The organism is Achromobacter sp. GbtcB20, from assembly GCF_019091095.1.
GTDB classification, from domain to species: Bacteria; Pseudomonadota; Gammaproteobacteria; order Burkholderiales; family Burkholderiaceae_B; genus Achromobacter; species Achromobacter mucicolens.
On the sequence record NZ_JAGXJZ010000001.1, the window covers coordinates 529,325 to 550,490 of the forward strand.

Genomic DNA, 21,166 nt, shown 5'->3' on the forward strand with positions numbered 1-21,166 from the left:
GCGAGACTAACCATGGCAGCACATCAATCCTCGGCCGGTGCGCCGATGCGGGTCCTGATATCCAGCACGTTTGCCTTCACCATCTGTTTTGCGGTGTGGATGATCTTTGCCGTGCTGGGGATCCCAATCAAGGCGCAGCTCGGCTTGTCCGAAACGCAATTCGGCCTGCTGGCCGCCATGCCGGTCCTGACCGGCTCCCTCGTGCGCGTGCCGCTCGGCATCTGGACCGATCGCTACGGCGGCCGTCCCGTGTTCTTCGTGTTGATGCTGCTGGCGGTGGTGCCGATCTGGCTGCTGTCCTACGCCACGGAGTATTGGCAGTTCCTGGTGCTGGCGCTGTTCGTCGGCCTGACCGGCGGCTCGTTCTCCGTGGGCACGCCCTATGTGGCCCGCTGGTTCCCGCGCAACAAGCAAGGCCTGGCCATGGGCGTCTTCGGCGCCGGAAACTCGGGCTCGGCCATCACCAAGTTCGTGGCCCCCGCGCTCATCGCGGCTGCCGGCGGCGCCTGGGTCATCGTGCCGCAGGTCTACGCCGTGGCGCTGCTGGTCACCGCCATCCTGTTCTGGATGTTCTCGTCGTCCGATCCCTCGCACCGCGTCGCGGGCGGCGCCTCGTTGTCGGCCCAGTTCGCCATGCTGAAGGATCCGCGTGTGTGGCGCTACTGCCAGTATTACTCGGTCGTGTTCGGCGGCTATGTGGCGCTGGCCCTGTGGATGACCAAGTACTACATCGGCGAGTACGGCTTCGACATGAAGCTGGCCGCGCTGCTGGCCGCATGCTTCTCGTTGCCCGGCGGCGTGCTGCGCGCCGTCGGCGGCTGGATCTCCGACCGCTACGGCGCCTACAAGACCACGTGGTGGGTGATGTGGGTGTGCTGGGTTGCCTTCTTCCTCCTGAGCTATCCGCAAACCGAATTCACCGTCATGACCGCCGGCGGCCCGCGTTCCTTCGGCATCGCGCTTGGCCCGGTCACCTTCACCATCCTGCTGTTCGTCGTCGGCATCGCCATGGCGATCGGCAAGGCCTCGGTCTTCAAGTTCATCTCCGATGAATTCAGCGACAACATCGGCGCCGTGTCCGGCATCGTCGGACTGGCTGGCGGCCTGGGCGGCTTCGTGCTTCCCATCATGTTCGGCGTCCTGCTCGACCTGACCGGCATCCGCTCCAGCGCCTTCATGCTGCTGTACGGCACCGTCTGCGTCTCGCTGATCTTCATGCACTTCAGTTTCCGGCCTGAAAGCGCGGCCATCGCCCGGCAGCAAGCCGCCTGACCCACCCACCATCCTGAGAGAACCTCATGTCCACTCAAGTCCTTGCGCGCTGGGAGCCGGATAATCCCGGTTTCTGGAAACAGACGGGCGCGCGCGTCGCCAACCGCAATCTGTGGATCTCGATCCCGGCGCTGATGCTGGCGTTCAGCATCTGGATGCTCTGGAGCGTGGTCGTCGTCAACCTTGACCGCGCCGGCTTCATGCTGTCCAAGAACCAGCTCTTCTGGCTGACGGCGCTGCCCGCGTTGTCGGGCGCGACGCTGCGCATCTTCTACTCGTTCCTCGTGCCCGTCTTCGGCGGGCGCAAATGGACGGCCATCTCCACCGCCTCGCTGCTGATTCCGGCGCTGGGCATGGGTTTCGCGCTGCGCGACCCGACCACCTCGTTTCCGACCCTTCTGGTGCTGGCGCTGCTGTGCGGCCTGGGCGGCGGCAACTTCAGCTCCAGCATGGCCAACATCAGCTTTTTCTTTCCCAAGGAAAAGAAGGGGCTGGCAACGGGCCTGAACGCCGGCATCGGCAACCTGGGTGTGTCGCTGGTGCAGTTCGTCGTGCCGGTCGTCATCACCATGGGCGTCTTCGGCGTTGCCGGCGGCGAACCGCAGGTCATCAACGCCAATGGCGCGCAGCAAAATCTGTGGCTGCAGAACGCGGGCTTCATCTGGGTGATCCCCATCGCGCTGGCGTCCATCGCCGCATGGTTCGGCATGAACGACATCGCCGATGCGCGCGCCTCGTTCGCCGACCAGGCGGTCATCTTCAAGCGCAAGCACAACTGGTTGATGTGCTGGCTGTACGTGGGCACGTTCGGGTCGTTCATCGGCTTCTCGGCGGGCTTCGCCATGCTGACCAAGACGCTGTTTCCCACCGTCAATCCCATGGCATACGCCTTCCTGGGACCGCTGGTCGGATCGCTGACGCGTCCCGTGGGCGGCTGGATCTCCGACAAGCTGGGCGGCGCCCGGGTCACGCTCTTCACCTTCGCGGCCATGATCGCCGCGGTGGCCGGCGTCGTGACGTTCCTGCCGGGTGAGGGCCGCCTGGGCGACTTCAACGGCTTTTTGGCCATGTTCATCGTGCTCTTCGCGCTGACCGGCCTGGGCAACGGTTCCACGTTCCGCATGATTCCGGTGATCTTCCTGCGCGAACGCACGCAGGCGGCGCAGGGCAAGGGCCCGGCCGCGCAAAAGCAGGCCATGTCGGAGGCGGCCAAGGAATCGGCCGCGGTGCTGGGCTTTTCCGGAGCCATCGGGGCCTACGGCGGCTTTTTCATCCCGCGCAGCTTCGGCACGTCGCTCGAAATGACGGGCAGCGTCCAGACCGCGCTGTTCTGCTTCATCGGCTTCTATGCCACCTGCATGCTGATCACGTGGTGGTACTACGCACGCCGCAACGCGCCCATTCCCTGCTAAGGAGTGTTCGCCGGGGCCCGGCCGCGCACACGTTGCGTGGCCGGGCCCCGGCGGCCTTGCGCGGCCCGACTAGTTCGGCCTACCCGGGTAACTAGTCACTCTGCCGAACCCGGGTTGTGCCACCGGCGAATGGTCGGCCAGACAGCCCAGCCCTAAAGTTGTTTCATCAGCATTGATCGCAGTACGCGCCGGCCAGGCCGGCGTTCTTGGAGAAACACAATGAGTCATTTTCTGGACCGGTTGAAGTTCATGTCGCGGGTGAAGTCCACCTTCGCGAACGGTCACGGCGAAACCGTCAACGAGGACCGCAAGTGGGAGAACGCCTACCGCGCCCGCTGGCAGCACGACAAGGTGGTGCGTTCCACCCACGGCGTGAACTGCACCGGCTCCTGCTCCTGGAAGGTGTATGTCAAGAACGGCCTGATCACCTGGGAAACCCAGCAGACCGACTACCCCCGCACCCGTCCCGACCTGCCCAACCACGAGCCCCGCGGCTGTCCTCGTGGCGCGTCGTACAGCTGGTATGTGTATTCGGCGCAGCGCGTGAAGTACCCCATGATCCGCGGCCGCCTGATCGAAATGTGGCGCGAAGCCCGCAAGACGATGGACCCGATCTCGGCCTGGGAATGGATCAGCCAGGATCCCAAGCGCGCAAAGCGCTACAAGTCGGTGCGCGGCCTGGGCGGCTTTGTCCGCGCCGATTGGGACACCGCCACGGAAATCATTGCCGCCGCCAACGCGCTCACCATCAAGAAGTACGGCCCGGACCGCGTGATCGGGTTCTCGCCGATTCCCGCCATGTCGATGGTCAGCTACGCCGCCGGCGCCCGCTACCTTAGCCTTTTGGGCGGCGCCTGTCTCAGCTTCTACGACTGGTACTGCGATCTTCCCCCCGCCAGCCCCCAGATCTGGGGCGAACAGACCGACGTGCCCGAATCGGCCGATTGGTACAACTCCACCTACCTGATGGTCTGGGGCTCTAACGTCCCGCAGACCCGCACCCCGGACGCGCACTTCTACACCGAAGTCCGCTACAAGGGCACCAAGACCGTGGCCGTGTCCAGCGACTTCGGCGAAATGGTCAAGTTCGGCGACATCTGGCTGGCGCCCAAGCAGGGCACCGACGCCGCGCTCGCCATGGCCATGGGCCACGTCATCCTCAAGGAATTCCACCTGTCGGGCAAGTCGGCCTACTTCACGGACTACGTGCGCCGCTACACCGACATGCCGATGCTGGTGCAGCTCAAGGAACGCGACGGCTTCTACGCCCCTGACCACTTCCTGCGCGCCTCGCAGCTGGACAACGCGCTTGGCGAACAGAACAACCCCGACTGGAAGACGCTGGTGCTGGACGAGTCCACCGGCGATCTGGTGGCGCCCAACGGCAGCATCGGTTTTCGCTGGGGCGAGGGCGCCGTCAACGGCGGCGAAAAGGTCGGCCGCTGGAACCTGGAATCCAAGGATGGCGGCTCGGGCCGCGAAATCCTCCCCACGCTCAGCCTGCTGGACAAGTCCGACGACGTGGTCGGCGTGGGCTTCCCGTACTTCGGCAGCGAACACGACGAGGTGCTGGTGCGCAACGTGCCCGCCCGCCGCATCCGCCTGGCGGACGGCACCGAGGCGCTGGTCGCCACCGTGTATGACCTGCAGATGGCCAACTATGGCCTGGATCGCGGCCTGGGCGGCGGCAATGTCGCGTCCTCGTACGACGACGACGTTCCCTATACGCCCGCCTGGCAGGAAAAGCACACCAGCGTGCCGCGCGCGCAGGTCATCCAGGTGGCGCGCGAGTTCGCCCAGAACGCGCACGACACCGAAGGCAAGTCCATGGTCATCGTCGGCGCCGGCCTGAACCACTGGTACCACATGGACATGATCTACCGCGGCATCATCAACATGCTGATGATGTGCGGTTGCGTCGGCAAGAGCGGCGGCGGCTGGGCGCACTACGTGGGCCAGGAAAAGCTGCGCCCGCAGTTCGGCTGGGCCCCGCTGGCGTTTGCCGCCGACTGGGTGCGTCCGCCGCGCCAGATGAACGGCACCTCGTTCTTCTACGCGCATACCAGCCAATGGCGTCACGAAAAGCTGAACGTGCAGGAAGTGCTCGGCCCCACCGCCGACCGCGCCAAGTACAGCGAACTCAGCATGATCGACCTGAACGCCCGCGCCGAGCGCATGGGCTGGCTGCCGTCGGCGCCGCAGCTGCGCACCAATCCGCTGGACGTCGTGGCACAGGCCGACAGCCTGGGCAAGGATCCGGTCGCGCACGCCGTCGAACTGATGAAGTCGGGCGAGCTGCGCATGTCCTGCGAAAACCCGGACGATCCCGCCAACTTTCCGCGCAACATGTTCGTGTGGCGCTCCAACATCCTGGGCTCCAGCGGCAAGGGCCACGAGTACTTCCTGAAGTACCTCCTGGGCACCCAGAACGCCGTGTTCGGCGACGAAGCCGACGCCATCAAGCCGTCCGAAGTCACCTTTGAGGACGACGCCGCCGAAGGCAAGCTGGACCTCCTGACGGTGCTGGACTTCCGCATGAGCACCACGTGCCTGTACGGCGACATCGTGCTGCCCACCGCCACCTGGTACGAAAAGGACGACCTCAACACGTCCGACATGCACCCCTTCATCCACCCGCTGAGCGAAGCCGTGCAGCCGCTCTGGGAAAGCAAGACCGACTGGGAAATCTACAAGCTGCTGGCCAAGAAATTCAGCGAAATCGGCGGTCCGTACCTGGGCAAGCGCCGCGACCTGGTGCTGACCCCGCTGATGCACGACACCCCGGGAGAACTGGGCCAGGCCTTCGAACCCAAGGACTGGAAGCTCGGCGAATGCGACCTGATTCCGGGCAAGACGGCCCCGTCCATGACGGTGGTCGAACGCGACTACAACGACATCTACCGCAAGTTCACGTCGGTGGGTCCGCTGCTGGACAAGCTGGGCAACGGCGGCAAGGGCATCAACTGGAACACCCAGCACGAGGTCCACGAGCTGGCTGGTATCAACGACAGCGTCACCGAAACCGGCGTCAGCCAGGGCCGTCCGCGTCTGGACACGGCGATCGACGCGGCCGAGATGATTCTGACCTTCGCACCCGAGACCAACGGCCATGTGTCGGTCAAGGCCTGGGAAGCGCTGGGCAAGATCACCGGACGCGACCACACGCACCTGGCGGTCGGACGCGAGCACGACAAGATCCGCTTCCGCGACATTCAGGCGCAGCCGCGCAAGATCATTTCGGCGCCCACCTGGTCCGGTCTGGAAAGCGAAGAGGTCAGCTACAACGCCGGCTATACCAACGTCCATGAACTGATCCCATGGCGCACCCTGACCGGCCGCCAGCAGTTCTACCAGGATCACCGCTGGATGCTGGACTTTGGCGAAGGCTCCTGCGTGTACAAGCCCGCCATCGACACCAAGACGGTTGCACCCATGCTGGGCAAATACCCGAACGGCGAAAAGGAACTGGTCCTGAACTGGATCACGCCGCACCAGAAGTGGGGCATCCACAGCACGTACTCGGACAACCTGCGCATGCTGACCCTCAGCCGCGGCGGCCCCCACGTGTGGGTGTCCGAAGCCGAGGCCAAGCAGGCCGGACTGGTCGACAACGACTGGGTGGAAGTGTTCAACGTGAACGGCACGCTGACCGCCCGGGTGGTCGTGAGCCAGCGCGTGCCGGTCGGCATGTGCCTGATGTACCACGCACAGGAAAAGATCGTGAACGTGCCGGGCGCTGAAACCAGCGGCAAGCGCGGCGGCATCCATAACTCGGTCACGCGCACGGTGCTCAAGCCCACGCACATGATCGGCGGATACGCGCAGCAGGCCTATGGTTTCAACTACTACGGCACCGTGGGCGCCAACCGCGACGAGTTCGTGGTCGTGCGCAAGATGAAGAAGGTGGACTGGCTGGAAGGCCCGCTCGTCGAAGAACTGCAACAAGAAGAGAAGCAATCATGAGGATACGCGCCCAAATCGGCATGGTGCTGAACCTGGACAAGTGCATTGGCTGCCACACTTGCTCGGTCACCTGCAAGAACGTCTGGACCAGCCGCGACGGTGTCGAGTACGCATGGTTCAACAACGTTGAAACCAAGCCCGGCATCGGCTATCCGAAGGAATGGGAAAACCAGGAAAAGTGGAAGGGCGGCTGGAGCCGCACGGCCGCCGGCAAGCTGGAACCGCGCCAAGGCGGCAAGCTGCGCATCCTGGCCAACCTGTTCGCCAACCCGAACCTGCCCGCCATCGACGACTACTACGAGCCGTTCACCTACGACTACGAGCACCTGAAGAACGCGCCGCTGTCGCAGACGCCGCCCACCGCGCGTCCGGTGTCGGTGCTGACGGGCAAGAAGATGGACAAGATCCATTGGGGCCCGAACTGGGAAGACGACCTGGGCGGCGAATTCAGCTCGCGCAGCCGGGATGCGCTCTTCGAAGGCGTGCAGAAAGAGATGTACTCGACGTTCGAGAACACCTTCATGATGTACCTGCCGCGCCTGTGCGAACACTGCCTGAATCCGGCCTGTGTCGCCAGCTGCCCGTCCGGTTCCATCTACAAGCGCGAAGACGACGGCATCGTCCTGGTCGATCAAGACAAGTGCCGCGGATGGCGCATGTGCATCTCGGGCTGCCCGTACAAGAAGATCTACTACAACTGGAACAGCGGCAAGGCCGAGAAGTGCACGTTCTGCTATCCGCGCATCGAGGCCGGCCAGCCGACCGTGTGCTCGGAAACCTGCGTGGGCCGCATCCGCTACCTGGGCGTGCTGCTGTATGACGCCGACCAGATCGAAAATGCCGCCGCCACCGCGAACGAGCAGGATCTGTATCAGTCGCAGCTCGACCTGTTCCTGGACCCGCATTCGCCCGAGGTGATCGCCGCGGCGCGCGAGCAGGGCATCCCGGAATCGTGGCTGGAAGCCGCGCGCAATTCGCCCGTCTACAAGATGGCCGTCGAATGGAAGGTGGCCTTCCCGCTGCACCCGGAATACCGCACGCTGCCGATGGTCTGGTACATCCCGCCGCTGTCGCCCATCCAGACGGCCGCCGAGTCCGGCAAGATGCCCCAGCGCACCGTGGGCAAGAGCGGCATGATCCCCGACGTGTCGACACTGCGTATCCCCGTGCGCTACCTGGCCAACCTGCTGACCGCCGGCAAGGAAGCGCCGGTGCTGCAGGCCCTGGAACGCATGCTGGCCATGCGCGCCTTCAAGCGGTCCGAGACCGTCCACGGCGAACGCGACACGGCCCTGCTGGAGCAGGTCGGCCTGACCGAGGAAACGGTGCAGGACATGTACCGCATCATGGCCATCGCCAACTACGAAGACCGCTTCGTCGTGCCCAGCAGCCACAAGGAAGTGGTCGAAGACAGCTTCAACGAGAAGGGAAGCTGCGGCTTTACCTTTGGCAACGGCTGCTCGGGCGGCGTGTCCGAAGGCACCCTGTTCGGCCGCAAGCCGCAGGGCAGCGAGATCTTCATCGAAATGCCCAAGTCGCGCAAGAAGGCCGTTTCGGCCTGAGGAAAGGAGAACACCATGAGCCTGTACCGACTGCTTTCCGCCATGCTGTGCTACCCCGAGCCGGAGCTGCTGGACTACCTGGGCGAACTGGAAGAGGCCCTGGCGGCCTATCCGGACGCCGAGGAAACCCTGCAGCCGCTGGTCAGCTACCTGGCCTCGAACGACCTGATTCCCCTGCAAGAGAACTACGTCGCCACCTTTGACCGCAACCGCTCGCATTCGCTGCACCTGTTCGAGCACGTCCACGGCGAAAGCCGCGACCGTGGCCAGGCGATGGTGGACCTGCTCGAAACTTACCGCGCGCACGGCTTCGAGCCGATGGTGTCGGAACTGCCGGACCACGTGCCGCTGTTCCTGGAATTCCTGGGAGTCATCGATCCCGACACAGCCCAGGAGCTGCTGGACGAAGCCATCCACGTGCTGGCGGCCATCGGCGCGCGCCTGGTCAAAAGCGAAAGCTCCTACGCCTGCGTCTTTGCCGTGCTGCGCGCCCAGTCCCGCGTGATTCCGCGCGTGCAGACCGGGGCGCCGGTGCGCGACATGGACGAGGCGATGGAGGCCTTCGGAGCCGGCCCCGACGGCGTGGAACCGCTGCTGCGGCCGTTTGCGGGAGGCGGGGTGCAGACCGTGCACTTCCATCCCCGTTCCGCCGCGACTCATTAATGCCCAGGACGACGCATCATGAACTCCCTGAACCAGTTTCTTTTCGGCATCTATCCGTACATCGCACTGACGATCTTTCTGCTCGGCAGCCTGGCGCGTTTTGAGCGCGAGCAATACACCTGGAAATCCGACAGCTCGCAACTGCTGCATCGCGGCCAGTTGCGGCTGGGGAACATCCTGTTCCACATCGGCATCCTGGGCCTGTTCTTCGGGCATCTGGTCGGCCTGCTCACCCCCGTCATCGTGTGGGACACGCTGGGCGTCTCGCACTCGCTCAAGCAGATGGTTGCGATGGTGGCGGGCGGCGTGATGGGCGGGCTGTGCCTGATCGGCCTCTTGATCCTGATCCACCGCCGCCTGACCGACCCCCGCATCGCCCACACCACGCGGCCCGGCGACAAGATCCTGCTGCTGTGGATTTTGGTGACGCTGCTGCTCGGGCTGTCCACGATCGTGCTGTCGGCTGGCCACATGGACGGCGAAATGATGGTGCACCTGATGACCTGGGCGCAGCACATCGTCACGTTCCAGGGCGACGCCGCCAGCTACATCGCCGGCGTGCCGCTGCTGTTCAAGGCGCACCTCTTCATGGGCCTCACGCTTTTCGTGATCTTCCCGTTCACCCGTCTGGTGCACGTCTGGAGCGGTTTCGCGTCAGTGGGCTACCTGGGCCGCGCCTGGCAGCTGGTCCGTCCGCGCTGATTCCCTGTCTTAGGAGCCGAACATGCCTGTCATCGTCAACGGCGTCGAACTGAACGACGCGGATCTGGAACGTGAACTGCCCTTGCACGCAGAAGCCGGCAATCCCATGCGCGAGGCCGTCACGGCCCTGGTGCTGCGGCGCGTCCTGCTGGACGAGGCCGGCCGGCAGGGCCTGGATGTGTCCGACGAGGAAAGCGCCATTGGCGCCTTGCTCGCCAGTCAGGCCCCGGCGCCCGAAGCCGACGACGCCGCTTGCCGGCGCTTTTACCAGATGCACCCCGAACGCTTCATGGTGGGCGAACTGGTCGAGGCCGACCACATCCTGTTCCAGGTCACGCCCGACGTGAACCTGGACATGCTGAAGGCGCATGCCAATGTGGTGCTGGCCGAGCTGCTGGCCGATCCCTCGCGGTTTGCCGAGGTGGCCCGCGAACAATCCAATTGCCCGTCCGCGGCCGTCGGCGGCAACCTGGGTCAACTGGGGCGCGGCGACACCGTGCCGGAATTCGAACGCGCGGTGTTCGCGCTGCCTTCGGGCGGGTTGCTGCCGCAGTTGCTGCAGACGCGGCACGGCCTGCACATCGTGCGCGTGGTCCGGCGTGTCGAAGGGCGGCTCTTGCCCTACGAACACGTGGCCAAGCAGATTGCCACGGCGCTCACGTCCATGAGCCGCGATACCGCCTGGCGGCAATACACCAAGCTGCTGGTCGGGCGCGCCAAGATTTCGGGCATCGATCTGGACGACGGCGAACCCGAACGGGTCTTCGCCGGGAGCGCCGCATGATGGACGAGCCAGCCCCCGCCGCCCTGGCGGACGGCTTCGGCCGCCGCATCGACTATCTGCGCGTTTCGGTCACCGATCGCTGCGACCTGCGGTGCAGCTACTGCCTGCCCAAGGATTTCAAGGGTTTCGAAACGCCGGCCAACTGGATGACCCACGACGAAATGGCCCGGCTGATCGGGCTGTTCGTGAGCCTGGGCGTGGCCAAGGTCCGGCTGACCGGCGGCGAACCGCTGCTGCGCAAGGGCGTGGCCGGGCTGGCGGCCACCATCGCCGCCATGCCCGGGCTGCGCGACCTGTCCGTGTCCACCAACGCCACGCAGCTATCGCGCCATGCGCAGTCGTTGCGGGCAGCGGGGGTGGACCGTCTGAACATCAGCCTGGACACGCTGGACGCCGCCGCGTTCTCGCAGATCACCGGACGCGACTGCCTGGACGCCGTGCTGGCCGGATTGTCGGCCGCGCGGCAGGCTGGCTTTTCCCCCATCAAGCTCAACAGCGTGGTGCATGCGGCCACGCCGGAATCCGAAGTGCGCCGCCTGCTGTCCTATGCGGTGGAGCAAGGCTTCGTGCTGCGGCTGATCGAACCGATGCCGATGGGCGAGTGCGGCCGCGGTTTTACGCACACCGACCTGAACGCGATGGGCGCGCGCCTGGCCGCCGACGCCGGGCTGGTGCCGTCGCTGGCCGAATCACGCAACGGCCCGGCGCGCTACTGGACCAGCGGGCAGGGCGCGCCCGTGCTGGGCGTCATCACCCCCATGTCGCGTCATTTCTGCGCCACCTGCAACCGCGTGCGGCTGGGCGTGGACGGCACCTTGTATCTGTGCCTGGGCCAGGAAGACCAGGTGCCGCTCGGACGCTTGCTGCGCGCGGGCGCCAGCGACGCCGATCTCATCCAGGCCATCTGGGCGGGCATCGCCGCCAAGCCGGAGCGCCACGAATTCAACGCCCGGCCCGAACGCATCGTGCGCTTCATGTCGCAAACGGGAGGCTGACATGCAGGATCTTGAACGACTGGTTGGCGGCTTCCAGCGCTTTCAGCAACAGTACTACGAAGACGCGCCGTCGCTGTATCGCAACCTGCGCGACGGCCAGCATCCCAGCACATTGCTGATCGGCTGTTGCGATTCCCGCGTGGACCCGGCCATGCTGCTCGGTTGTGATCCCGGCGACATCTTTACCGTGCGCAATGTGGCCAATCTGGTGCCGCCGTGCAGCAAGGACCGCGGCCTTCAAGGCGTCCTGGCAGCAATCCAGTTTGCCGTCGAACAGTTGCAGGTCAGCCGCATCATCGTGCTGGGACACGCCCAATGCGGCGGGATTCGGGCACTGATGGAGCGCGGCATCCGCCGCGACGGCGAGACCGACTATCTTGGGCGCTGGATGGACATCGCCGAACCCGCGCGCGAGCAGGTGCTGCGGCAGATGCCGGACGCCACCAAGGAAGAGCGCCGGCGCGCCTGCGAACAGGCTTCCATTCTGATCTCGCTGCGCAACCTGGAGGACCTGCCTTTCGTGCGGCGGGCGGTTGACGCGGGCAGCCTGTCCCTGCACGGGTGGTATTTCGACCTGGTGGCGGGCGCTTTGCTGGCATACTCCCCGCGGGCGGACACGTTTTTGCCCATCGTATGTCCCTTGCTGACGGAACCCGCACTCGTATGACTCCCGTATTCGGTATCGCCGGCCGCTCCGGCAGCGGCAAGACCACCCTGATCGAGGCCATGCTGCCGCTGCTCGGCGCGCGCGGCCTGCGGGTGAACGTCATCAAACACAGCCATCATGATTTTCAGATGGAGCCCCCCGGCAAGGACAGCGCGCGCTTTCGGACTGCGGGCGCGCAGGAAGTCATGATTGCCTCGCCATACCGGTATGCCATCGTGCATGAACTGCGCGACACGCCGGAACCCACGCTTGAGGCCCAACTGGCACGCTTGTCGCCCGCCGATCTGGTGCTGGTCGAGGGCTTCAAGCAGGCCGCGATCCCGCGTATCGAGGTCTACCGTCCGGCGCTGGGCAAGCCGCCGCTGCACACCGAAGATCCTTCATTCCTGGCCGTCGTGACGGATGCGCCGCTTGAGATCGCCTTGCCGTGCCTGCCCCTGAACGACCCCGCCCAAGTTGCCGATTTTCTGTGCCGCACCCTCGGTTTGGCCTGATCGCATGGGGCTAAAACGCGCGCAATCGCGCCGGAAGGCGGGCGGGAAGCGACTACACTGATACCCGATCCGCGCTTTTCGCCCCGACACCCATGAAGTCCTCGAATACCGCCACTCCCTCCGACGTGCTGCCGTCGCCTCGGCACCGCCTGTCCACGCGCATCGTGGCAAGCTCGCTGCTGGCGCTGGTCGTGGTGCTGTCCATGGTGAGCTGGACGCTGTGGCTGTCCTGGCAACTGGAAGGCGCGGGCGCTGCCATCAACGATACCGGCAGCCTGCGGATGCGAGCCAATCGCGTCGCCGTCGAACTGATGCGGCCGCAGGCCGGGCGCGAAGTGCGCACCACCGAACAAGTTGCCATTCTGGACGACACCATCGCGCGCCTGGCACGGGGCAACCCCGCGCGGCCGCTCTTCATTCCCAACGACAACGCCATCCGCGCGCAATGGCACGACGTGGCCGCGTACTGGCGCGACATCATGAAGCCGGCGGCGCTGCGCGCCATTGGCCAGCCGGACGCATCAAGCTATCTGGAAACGTTGCCCGAGTTCGTGGCGCGCGCTGATACGCTGGTCCGGATGATCGAACAGGACAACGCCGGCAAGACCACGTCGCTGCGGCTGTCGCAGGGCGTGTTGGCGGCAATCGCCAGCGCGGGCACGCTTGCCATGATCTACCTGCTGTATCTGTGGATCATTTCACCGGTGCTGCGTCTGCGCGACGGCCTGCAGCGCATGGCCGATCGCGAATTCAGCACGCGACTGCCGGTCGAAAGCCAGGACGAGTTCGGCGTGCTGGCCCGCGGCTACAACCGCATGGCGGACGAGCTGCAGGACCTGTACACCAGCCTGGAGCAGCGGGTCGAGCAGAAGACGGCGCAGCTGGCCGCTCAGAACCGCGACATCGGGGCGCTGTATGACATGGCGGCATTCCTGAACCAGCCCAATGAAATCGAGGCCATGTGCGATGGTTTCCTGCGCCGCGTGATGCTGCAGTTCGATGCCGAAGCAGGCAGCATCCGGGCACTGGATCCCAACAACGAAAAGCTGAACCTCGTGGTGTCCGTGGGCCTGTCCGAAGAATTGGTCGAGTCCGAACACTGCATGAAGGTCGACGACTGCTATTGCGGTGTCGCCACGCGCAAGGCGGGCGTGATCGTCATCCAGGACTTCCGCCAGTCGCCACCCGAACTGGATCTGAACTGCCAGCGCGAGGGCTTTGCCAGCGTGGCGGTGTTTCGCATCGTGACGCGTGACGAAGTGCTGGGCTCGTATTCGCTGCATTTCCGTACGCACCGCCGCCTGGCCGCGTCGGGAGTCGCAGCTGCTGGAAACGCTGGGCCAGCACCTGGGCGTGGCGCTGGACAACCGGCGCCTGAGCGCGCAGGCGCGCCAATTGGCCGTCGTGCAGGAGCGCGGGCTGGTGGCGCAGGGCCTGCACGACAGCCTTGCCCAAGGCCTGAATTTCCTGAACCTGCAATTGCAGATGCTCGATGCCGCCATCAAGCGCGGCGATGAGGAAGAAGTCAGCGAGATCCTGCCGCTCTTGCGCACCGGCGTGGACGAAAGCTATCAGGACGTGCGCGAACTGTTGACCAACTTCCGCAGCAAGTTGTCGCAAGGCGACCTGCAAGCCGCCATCGAGGACACAGTTTCGCGTTTTCGCCGCCAGACCGCCATCGAGACCGACCTGACGTTCACCCAGGGCGAGGGCGCGCCGTTGCAGCCGGAGCAGCAGTTGCAGGTGCTGTTCATTCTGCAGGAAGCGCTGTCCAATGTGCGCAAGCACTCGGAAGCCAGCCGCGTGCGGATCGCCGTTGAGAACGGCCGGGATTTCACCTTGCTGATTTCGGACGATGGCCAGGGCTACGACCCGGCCGATGTCGCCGAACGGGGCGAATCCCATGTCGGCCTGCACATCATGCGCGAGCGCGCCGCCCGCATGCGCGCCGTGATAAAACTCGAATCGCAGCCCGGCGCCGGCACGCGCGTGGCGCTCACCTTGCCTGGCGCCGAACGCCAGGCAGCCTGACATCCTTGCCCATCATGACCATCCGCATCCTGCTCATCGACGACCACACCCTGTTCCGCTCCGGTGTCCGCCTGCTGTTGCAGCGCCAGCCCGACTTCGAGGTCGTGGCCGAGGCGGGCGACGGCGTCGAAGGCATAAAGCGCGCCAAGGAACTCAAACCCGACGTCGTGCTGCTTGACCTGAACCTGCCCGGCCTGTCGGGGCTGGAAACGCTGCAGCTGCTGACGCAGGACCTGCCCAATTGCGCGGTCATCATCCTGACCGTCTCGGAAGAGGCCGATGAGCTTGGCCAGGCGCTGCGCGACGGCGCTCGCGGCTATCTCGTCAAGAACATCGACGCGGATGCGCTGGTGTCCGCCATCCGCCGCGCCGCCAACGGCGAAGCCGTCATTGCCGATAGCATGACGGCCAAGCTGGTCGAACAGTTCCGCGGTCAGGCCAGCCAGACGCCGCCGCCGCCCGGGTCGGCCGAGCGCCATCGTCTTACCGCGCGTGAAACCCAGATCGTGCAATGGCTGGCGCGCGGGGCCAGCAACAAGGTCATCGCGCGCGAACTGGACGTGAGCGAAAGCACCGTGAAGATCCATGTGCAGAATGTGCTGAAGAAGCTCAATCTGACGAGCCGTGTGCAGGTCGCTGTCTATGCCGTGGAGCGCGGCCTGTACACCGAGGAATAGGCAGCACAAAAAGGCGCCGCGCGCGCCACGCCGTTTGATTTTCGACAAGGCCCGGGGGGCGGGCGGCCCATAGACTGGCCGTCATGCAAACTCGAACCTCTCCCATAGAGCTCGTGGCCCCGGCAGGCAGTCTGGCCGCCTTGAAAGCGGCGATCGAAGCGGGCGCCGACACCGTCTATCTCGGGCTCAAGAACGCCACGAACGCCCGCAATTTCGCCGGGCTCAATTTCACCGAAGCCGACATCCGCGCCGGCGTCGAACTGGCGCATCGCCACAACCGGCATGTGCTCTTTGCCATCAACACCTTTGTGCAGGCAGGCCGCATGGCCGAATGGCAGGCCGCCGTCGATGCCGCCCACGACCTGGGCGCCGACGCCGTCATCATGGCCGACCCGGGACTGCTGGCCTACGCAAGCGACCGCTATCCCGACCTGCGGCTGCATCTGTCGGTGCAGGGCTCGGCCACCCACGCGGACGCCATTGAACTCATGAAAGAGCAGTTCGGCATCCGCCGTGTGGTCCTGCCGCGCGTCCTGACGCTGACGGAGATTGCCCGCATCTGCGCCAACGTCAGCGTCGAAGTCGAGGTCTTCGGCTTCGGCAGCCTGTGCGTCATGGCCGAGGGCCGCTGCCTCTTGTCGTCGTACGCCACCGGCGATTCCCCCAACAACAAGGGCGTCTGTTCGCCCGCGCACGCGGTGCGCTGGGTCGAAGAAGACGGCCGCATGGACGCGCGCCTGTCGGGCATCCTCATCGACCGCTACGAACCGGGCGAGCCCGCCGCGTATCCCACGTTGTGCAAGGGGCGCTTCGAAGTGGACGGACAAGCCGACCACGCCCTCGAAGAACCCACCAGCCTGAACGCCATCGGCCTGTTGCCCAAGCTGGCGGAAATGGGCGTGTCGGCCATCAAGATCGAAGGGCGCCAGCGCAGCCCGGCCTATGTCACGCAGGTGGTGTCCACGCTGCGCGCCGCGCTGGATAGCGTGCATGCGGACGCATCGCGCTTTTCTCCGCGCCCCGAATGGAACGCCATGCTGGCGCGCCATGCCGAGGGTTCACAAGTCACACAAGGCGCTTTCGAACGTCCATGGAAATGACCCCCATCCCATTCCAGATTTCTGTCGGCCCCTTGCTGTACTACTGGCCGCGCCAACGCACCATGGATTTCTACGCCGCGCTGGCCGAAAGTCCTGCGGACATCATCTACGTGGGCGAGACCGTCTGTAGCCGGCGTCACGAACTGCGCGCCGACGATTGGCTTGAACTGGCGCGCGACTTGCGCGCAGTGGGCAAGACGGTGGTGCTGTCTGGCCGCACCTTGATCGAGACGGGCGCCGAGGCCAACGCCTTGAAGAAGCTTTGCGACCAGCAGGATTTCATGGTCGAGGCAGGCGAGTTGGGCGCGGTGCGCCACCTGAGCGGCCGTGGCTTTGTCGCCGGTCCGCACATCAACGCCTACCACGGGGGCACGCTGACCTGGCTGGCCAATCGCGGCGCTGTGCGCTTCGTCGCGCCGCTTGAAATGGATGGCACCACGCTCGAACGCCTGCTGCAAGAGCGTCCCGCTGGCATGCAGGCCGAAGTGATGGTGTGGGGCAGGATGGCGCTGGCGTTTTCCGCCCGCTGCTTCACCGCGCGGCACTTCCGCCTGAAAAAGGACGATTGCGGCTTTCGCTGCATCGAGCATCCCGATGGCCTGGATATGCGCACGCGCGAATCGCGCGAGTTCCTGGGCATCAACGGCATCCAGGTTCAATCGGCCGCCTGCCTGGACCTGTTGGCCGAAGCACCGGAACTGGCGGGAATGGGCGTTGATGTGCTGCGCGTCAGTCCGCAATCGGCGGGCACGCTTGAGGCCATTGCCGCACTGGATGCAATGCGGCAAGGCGTCAAGCCCGAGCCGGTGTCGCCGCCCGCGGGTATCGGCCGCTGCAACGGTTACTACTACGGCAAGGCCGGCATTGGCCTTGAGGAGGCCGTCGCATGAGCGCCGCCCTGAATTTGCCGCCTGTGTTCGCCAAGCTGGGCCGCCGCGTGCCAGGCCCGTTTGTGTCGCTGCATTTCGTGGCAGGGCTTGAGCTGGCGCGCCGGCTCAAGTGGCTGGAGCCGCCAGCGGAACTGAACGGCCGCAGCTTTGCCATCACCGTCGAAGACCTGGGTCTGCGCAGCAGCTTTGTCGTGCGGGATGGTGCGTTCCGGCCCCTCTGGAACCGCGGGTCCAACGGCGCCGCGGAGCTTGAGCTGGGCGCAAAGCTGGCGGACTTCCTGGCGCTCATGCGCGAAGAAACCGATGCCGACACCTTGTTCTTCCAGCGCCGCCTGCGTATCGCCGGCGACACCGAACTGGGGTTGATCGTCAAGAACTGGCTGGACGCGGCGCCCCGGCCGGCGTGGCTGCAACGCATGACTGCCGCAAACAGCGGCATGGAGGGCGGGGCAGGCGGCTGATCTCCCCGCTGTTCAAGCACGCCGGCCTTCCATGCGGCGTGCCACGCGCGATAGCGCCAGGCTGGCGGCCAGATACAGCAGCGCCACGGCCAGATAAACCTCGACGTGATACGGGCGCCAGTCGGTGCCCGCCACCACCGCCTTGGCCGCGCCCAGCACGTCAAACACGCCAATAATGCTGACCAGCGACGTGTCCTTGACCGCGCCCACAAACACACCCAGCGCTGCGGGCGAGGCGATGCGGCGGGCCTGTGGCCAGATCACGCACGCATAGGCCAGCGCGGGCCGCATGCCCAAGGCGCGTGCAGCCATCATCTGACCGGGCGGAATCGCCTGCAGCGCACCGCGCAGCACTTCGGCCAGCACACAAGCGGTATGCAGCGTCAGCGCCGCCAGCGCCATGCTGAACTTCGACACGCCACCACCCAGCAGCATGGGCAACACAAAGGACGCGAACAGCAGCTGGGTCACCAGCGGCACACCGCGTACCGCTTCGATCAGACCGGCGGCGGCCAGTGAAACTGCCGGGCTGCCTGACCGGCGAAGCAGGGCGAGCGCGAAGGCGAGCGGTACGGCCGCAACGAGCGCCGCGATCGCCAGAATCAACGTGACGAGCAGTCCGCCCCAGCGTTGCGGGCCGATGAGGTCGCCGCCCCACGGCCAGCCCGTCAGGGCTGCCACGGTAATGCTTGATAGTGCAGTCAATAGGGCAATGCGTAGGCGCGCCGGTACGTGACGTGCGCCCAGGAAGACGGCAATGGCAGCCAAAAGCGCCAGGCACGCGATCAGCGCCGGCCCCCGGTGCGCGTCGGACATGGTGCCGTAGAACAACAGCGGCAGGTTTTCGCCCACGGCGGCCCAGCAGGCGCCCGCCGCATTCGCGCAGATCGCCGGATTGCCCGACCACACAGCGCGCAGCACTGCCCAGTCGAGCAGCGACCAGGCCACGGTGGCCAGCAGCAATGTCAGAACGGCCGACATCGCGTTGCGTCGAAGCGTCCTGGCCTTGCCCCCAGCGCCATCCCAGCACGCCCGGTCACCCAGGCGCGCCCCGTGCGTGTCGCCCGGGCCGTGTCGGGTATTGCGCGCATTCCAGGCGGAGAGCCCGCCGCCCAGGCAGACCGCCAACGTCAGGTAAATGGCCATGGCAAGCGCAATGCCTTCCAGCGCCAGCCCCGTCTGCGTGATGGCCGTGTTGATGACCGCCATCAGCTCCTGGTAGCCGATTGCGATGGCAAGCGTGCTGTTCTTGACGAGCGCCAGGCATTGGTTGGCATAGGGCGGCAGCGCGACGCGCGTGGCGTAGGGCGCGATCACCAGCCGCAGCACCTTGTAAGGCGTGAGACCCATGGCCTGGCCGGCTTCGACCAGGCCAACGGGAACCGCGCGCACCGCGCCGCGCACGATGTCGGCGATGTAGGCGGCGTGAAAGACCACGAGGCCGATGGTCAGGGCGGCGAATTCGATGCTGGGTTGCCAGCCGCCCTGCAAGCCGAGCCCACGCTTGACGGGCAGGTCGATCTGCATGGGCGGCAATAGTGCCCACGCGATTGCGGCGGCGGTCAGTATTGCGGTCAACGCGGCGGTGAACGCAGCATGGGTCCACCGGCGGCGGGCTTGCCATCCCAGCGCCAGCGCGGCCAATGCCACGCCCGCATAAGGCAGCCAGCCATGCAGCGCGGGCAAGGCCAACCCGCGATTGGATAGCAGCACGGAAGGCAGCGGCGACCATGCCTGCCGCAAGTCAGGCAGGCGCAGCAGCAACCCGTACCAGACGAAGAGCTGCAACAGCACGGGTGTATTTCGCAAGGGGGCAATGACAAGGGCGGCGACGCGCGCCGCCAGCGGGTTGGACGACAACCCCATGAATCCCAGGCCCGCGCCCAGGACGGTCGCCAGGGGTGTTGCCACGAAGGCGACGGTCAGCGTATTGGCCAGTCCCGCCGCAAGGGACATCCAGTAAGGATCTTCGGGCGTGACATTGAGCAGGCTTTCCGAGATGCGGAAGCCCGCTGGCTGAAGCAGGAAGCCGAACCCGCCCTGGATACCGCGTGCGGCCTGCACCGATTCGATGTGCAGCACCAGAATGGCGGCCATTGCGCCCAGTCCCAAACCCCACGCCAATGCAGGCAACCAGCGGCGCCAGGGCGCAGTCAACGGATAGGGGAGCGTGGTGGCGGTCATGGCAGGTCATGCGGCAAAGGAAGGAACAAGAAGGGCGGACCCGGCGGCCCGCCCGCGAATCATCATGAAGTGCGCATCAAGCAGTGCGCATCAAGCAACGCGCGTCAAACAATTTGAGTCACGCGATATGCATCGCGCGAAGCGCATCAAGCGACACGCGTCACTGGAACGGCGGCGAATACAGCAGGCCGCCCTTGTTCCACTGCGCATTCAGGCCACGCTCCAGCTTGAGCGGCGTGGCAGCGCCCAGGTTGCGGTCCCACACCTGGCCATAATTGCCCACGGCTTTGATGGCGTTTCGTGCCCAGGTTTCGTCCAGGCCAAAGCTCTTGCCAATGCCGGGGTCCGCGCCCAGCAGCCGCCGCACCTGCGCGTCGCTGCTTTGCGCCTGGCTGTCGGCGTTCTGGGCGGTGATGCCCAGCTCCTCGGCGGCGACAAGCGCGTTGACCGTCCAGCGCACGATGGCGGCCCAGTTCGGGTCGTCCTGGCGTACGAAGGGGCCGAGCGGCGACTTGTTGATGCGCTCGGGCAGGATGACGAAGTCGTCCGGCTGGCTGGCGCGCGCCGCTCGGCTGGCGGCCAGCGTGGACGCATCCGACAGGTAGACGTCGCAGCGTCCGGCATAGAAGGCCTGTTCAAGTTCGACCAGGTTCTCGATCACCACGGGGCGATAGGTGAGCTTGTTCTTCTTGAAGTAGTCGACCAGGTTTTGTTCGTTCACCGTGCCGGGCTGCACGCAAACCTGCGCGCCTTCCAGTTCGGTGGCGCTCTTGACGCCCAATTTACGCGGCACCAAAAAGCCCTGTCCGTCGTAGAACACGATGCCGGCGGACACGATGCCCAGCCCCGCGTCGCGGCCCGAGGTGATCGTGGTGTTGCGGTTCAGCACGTCGATCTCGCCGGACTGCAGGGCTGGAAAGCGCTGCTGCGAACTCAGCGGCACGAAGCGGGTCTTTTCCGGATCGCCCAGCACGGCGGCCGCCAGCGCGCGGCACAGGTCCGCGTCAAGGCCGGTCCAGCGGCCTTGCTTGTCCGCGATCGACAAGCCTGCCGAGCCCTGGCTGACGCCGCAGACCAATTCTCCGCGCTTCTTGATGGTGTCCACCGTGCCGGCTTGCGATGTGCCCGCAAGCGTCATCGCGGCGGCCACGCCCGCGGCCTTGAATAGATGAATCAAACGCATGCTGTTCCCAAGGTTGTTGTGTGCAAGAGAGGCACGAATTCTATGGGCGGGGCGCGGCTTGCCGAGCGACTTAATACGCATATCAATATGAAAACTAAGCCTTATCCGAATGCGCGCCAGATACCT

The 21,166-nt window shown here is 65.5% G+C and carries 16 protein-coding genes and 1 pseudogene; 15 read left to right on the plus strand and 2 right to left on the minus strand.

The features are described 5' to 3' along the window. The first annotated feature begins 12 nt into the window (after window positions 1-12). The 15 genes and pseudogenes from KVT32_RS02400 (at window position 13) to KVT32_RS02470 (ending at window position 17,673) form a co-directional block, all read left to right on the plus strand. Complete coding sequence (locus tag KVT32_RS02400) at window positions 13-1,272, plus strand: nitrate/nitrite transporter (RefSeq protein ID WP_056318336.1); 1,260 nt, start codon at window positions 13-15, stop codon at window positions 1,270-1,272. A gap of 26 nt (window positions 1,273-1,298) precedes the next feature. Beyond that, entirely contained in the window at window positions 1,299-2,684 is a 1,386-nt protein-coding gene (locus KVT32_RS02405) for a NarK family nitrate/nitrite MFS transporter (protein WP_056318339.1), read from the plus strand. 219 nt (window positions 2,685-2,903) lie between these two features. Continuing rightward, entirely contained in the window at window positions 2,904-6,647 is a 3,744-nt protein-coding gene (locus tag KVT32_RS02410; RefSeq protein ID WP_217617640.1) for a nitrate reductase subunit alpha, read from the plus strand. Next, a complete protein-coding gene (gene narH, locus KVT32_RS02415) occupies window positions 6,644-8,209 on the plus strand; it encodes a nitrate reductase subunit beta (protein ID WP_063951845.1) in 1,566 nt (521 codons plus the stop codon). Before KVT32_RS02410 ends, narH begins: the two co-directional genes overlap by 4 nt. A 15-nt stretch (window positions 8,210-8,224) precedes the next feature. Next, the gene (gene narJ, locus KVT32_RS02420) at window positions 8,225-8,872 is read left to right on the plus strand and encodes a nitrate reductase molybdenum cofactor assembly chaperone (protein WP_217617641.1); all 648 of its coding nucleotides are present in this window, start codon (window positions 8,225-8,227) and stop codon (window positions 8,870-8,872) included. Between the two features lie 18 nt (window positions 8,873-8,890). Continuing rightward, the gene (gene narI, locus KVT32_RS02425) at window positions 8,891-9,574 is read left to right on the plus strand and encodes a respiratory nitrate reductase subunit gamma (RefSeq protein ID WP_062841462.1); all 684 of its coding nucleotides are present in this window, start codon (window positions 8,891-8,893) and stop codon (window positions 9,572-9,574) included. A gap of 22 nt (window positions 9,575-9,596) precedes the next feature. Then, window positions 9,597-10,358 (plus strand): peptidylprolyl isomerase, encoded by a 762-nt coding sequence (locus KVT32_RS02430; RefSeq protein WP_062841461.1) that lies wholly within the window; start codon window positions 9,597-9,599, stop codon window positions 10,356-10,358. Next, window positions 10,355-11,353: a GTP 3',8-cyclase MoaA gene (gene moaA / locus KVT32_RS02435; RefSeq protein ID WP_175155594.1), complete on the plus strand. Its 999-nt coding sequence runs from the start codon at window positions 10,355-10,357 to the stop codon at window positions 11,351-11,353. The genes KVT32_RS02430 and moaA overlap by 4 nt, the downstream gene beginning before the upstream one ends. Before the next feature lies 1 nt (window position 11,354). Next, window positions 11,355-12,020: a carbonic anhydrase gene (locus KVT32_RS02440; RefSeq protein WP_056318361.1), complete on the plus strand. Its 666-nt coding sequence runs from the start codon at window positions 11,355-11,357 to the stop codon at window positions 12,018-12,020. Beyond that, window positions 12,017-12,514, plus strand: coding sequence for a molybdopterin-guanine dinucleotide biosynthesis protein B (gene mobB / locus KVT32_RS02445; RefSeq protein WP_056318363.1), 498 nt, complete (start codon window positions 12,017-12,019; stop codon window positions 12,512-12,514). Before KVT32_RS02440 ends, mobB begins: the two co-directional genes overlap by 4 nt. A 92-nt stretch (window positions 12,515-12,606) precedes the next feature. Then, window positions 12,607-14,545, plus strand: a pseudogene (locus KVT32_RS02450) (type IV pili methyl-accepting chemotaxis transducer N-terminal domain-containing protein). Between the two features lie 14 nt (window positions 14,546-14,559). Continuing rightward, complete coding sequence (locus tag KVT32_RS02455; protein WP_056318368.1) at window positions 14,560-15,222, plus strand: response regulator transcription factor; 663 nt, start codon at window positions 14,560-14,562, stop codon at window positions 15,220-15,222. A gap of 83 nt (window positions 15,223-15,305) precedes the next feature. Further along, window positions 15,306-16,322 (plus strand): peptidase U32 family protein, encoded by a 1,017-nt coding sequence (locus tag KVT32_RS02460; RefSeq protein ID WP_056318371.1) that lies wholly within the window; start codon window positions 15,306-15,308, stop codon window positions 16,320-16,322. After that, window positions 16,319-17,212, plus strand: coding sequence for a U32 family peptidase (locus KVT32_RS02465; protein WP_227741385.1), 894 nt, complete (start codon window positions 16,319-16,321; stop codon window positions 17,210-17,212). The genes KVT32_RS02460 and KVT32_RS02465 overlap by 4 nt, the downstream gene beginning before the upstream one ends. Beyond that, complete coding sequence (locus tag KVT32_RS02470; protein WP_217617642.1) at window positions 17,209-17,673, plus strand: SCP2 domain-containing protein; 465 nt, start codon at window positions 17,209-17,211, stop codon at window positions 17,671-17,673. Before KVT32_RS02465 ends, KVT32_RS02470 begins: the two co-directional genes overlap by 4 nt. 12 nt (window positions 17,674-17,685) lie before the next feature. Here the strand turns inward: KVT32_RS02470 and KVT32_RS02475 are convergent, their stop codons facing one another. Next, window positions 17,686-19,857 carry an ABC transporter permease subunit gene (locus KVT32_RS02475; RefSeq protein WP_217617643.1) on the minus strand — a complete coding sequence of 724 codons (2,172 nt, stop codon included), beginning with the start codon at window positions 19,855-19,857 and terminating at the stop codon, window positions 17,686-17,688. Between the two features lie 160 nt (window positions 19,858-20,017). Then, on the minus strand, window positions 20,018-21,040 hold the full coding sequence (locus KVT32_RS02480) for an amino acid ABC transporter substrate-binding protein (RefSeq protein WP_217617644.1): 1,023 nt from the start codon (window positions 21,038-21,040) through the stop codon (window positions 20,018-20,020). Window positions 21,041-21,166 lie beyond the last annotated feature (126 nt).

Coding starts and splice junctions, on each gene's coding strand:
- KVT32_RS02465 (WP_227741385.1), top strand. CDS start 16,319: ATGACCCCCATCCCATTCCAGATTTCTGTCGGCCCCTTGCTGTACTAC.
- KVT32_RS02410 (WP_217617640.1), top strand. CDS start 2,904: ATGAGTCATTTTCTGGACCGGTTGAAGTTCATGTCGCGGGTGAAGTCC.
- KVT32_RS02400 (WP_056318336.1), top strand. CDS start 13: ATGGCAGCACATCAATCCTCGGCCGGTGCGCCGATGCGGGTCCTGATA.
- mobB (WP_056318363.1), top strand. CDS start 12,017: ATGACTCCCGTATTCGGTATCGCCGGCCGCTCCGGCAGCGGCAAGACC.
- narJ (WP_217617641.1), top strand. CDS start 8,225: ATGAGCCTGTACCGACTGCTTTCCGCCATGCTGTGCTACCCCGAGCCG.
- KVT32_RS02455 (WP_056318368.1), top strand. CDS start 14,560: ATGACCATCCGCATCCTGCTCATCGACGACCACACCCTGTTCCGCTCC.
- moaA (WP_175155594.1), top strand. CDS start 10,355: ATGATGGACGAGCCAGCCCCCGCCGCCCTGGCGGACGGCTTCGGCCGC.
- KVT32_RS02470 (WP_217617642.1), top strand. CDS start 17,209: ATGAGCGCCGCCCTGAATTTGCCGCCTGTGTTCGCCAAGCTGGGCCGC.
- KVT32_RS02475 (WP_217617643.1), bottom strand. CDS start 19,857: ATGACCGCCACCACGCTCCCCTATCCGTTGACTGCGCCCTGGCGCCGC.
- KVT32_RS02405 (WP_056318339.1), top strand. CDS start 1,299: ATGTCCACTCAAGTCCTTGCGCGCTGGGAGCCGGATAATCCCGGTTTC.
- KVT32_RS02440 (WP_056318361.1), top strand. CDS start 11,355: ATGCAGGATCTTGAACGACTGGTTGGCGGCTTCCAGCGCTTTCAGCAA.
- narI (WP_062841462.1), top strand. CDS start 8,891: ATGAACTCCCTGAACCAGTTTCTTTTCGGCATCTATCCGTACATCGCA.
- KVT32_RS02480 (WP_217617644.1), bottom strand. CDS start 21,040: ATGCGTTTGATTCATCTATTCAAGGCCGCGGGCGTGGCCGCCGCGATG.
- KVT32_RS02460 (WP_056318371.1), top strand. CDS start 15,306: ATGCAAACTCGAACCTCTCCCATAGAGCTCGTGGCCCCGGCAGGCAGT.
- narH (WP_063951845.1), top strand. CDS start 6,644: ATGAGGATACGCGCCCAAATCGGCATGGTGCTGAACCTGGACAAGTGC.
- KVT32_RS02430 (WP_062841461.1), top strand. CDS start 9,597: ATGCCTGTCATCGTCAACGGCGTCGAACTGAACGACGCGGATCTGGAA.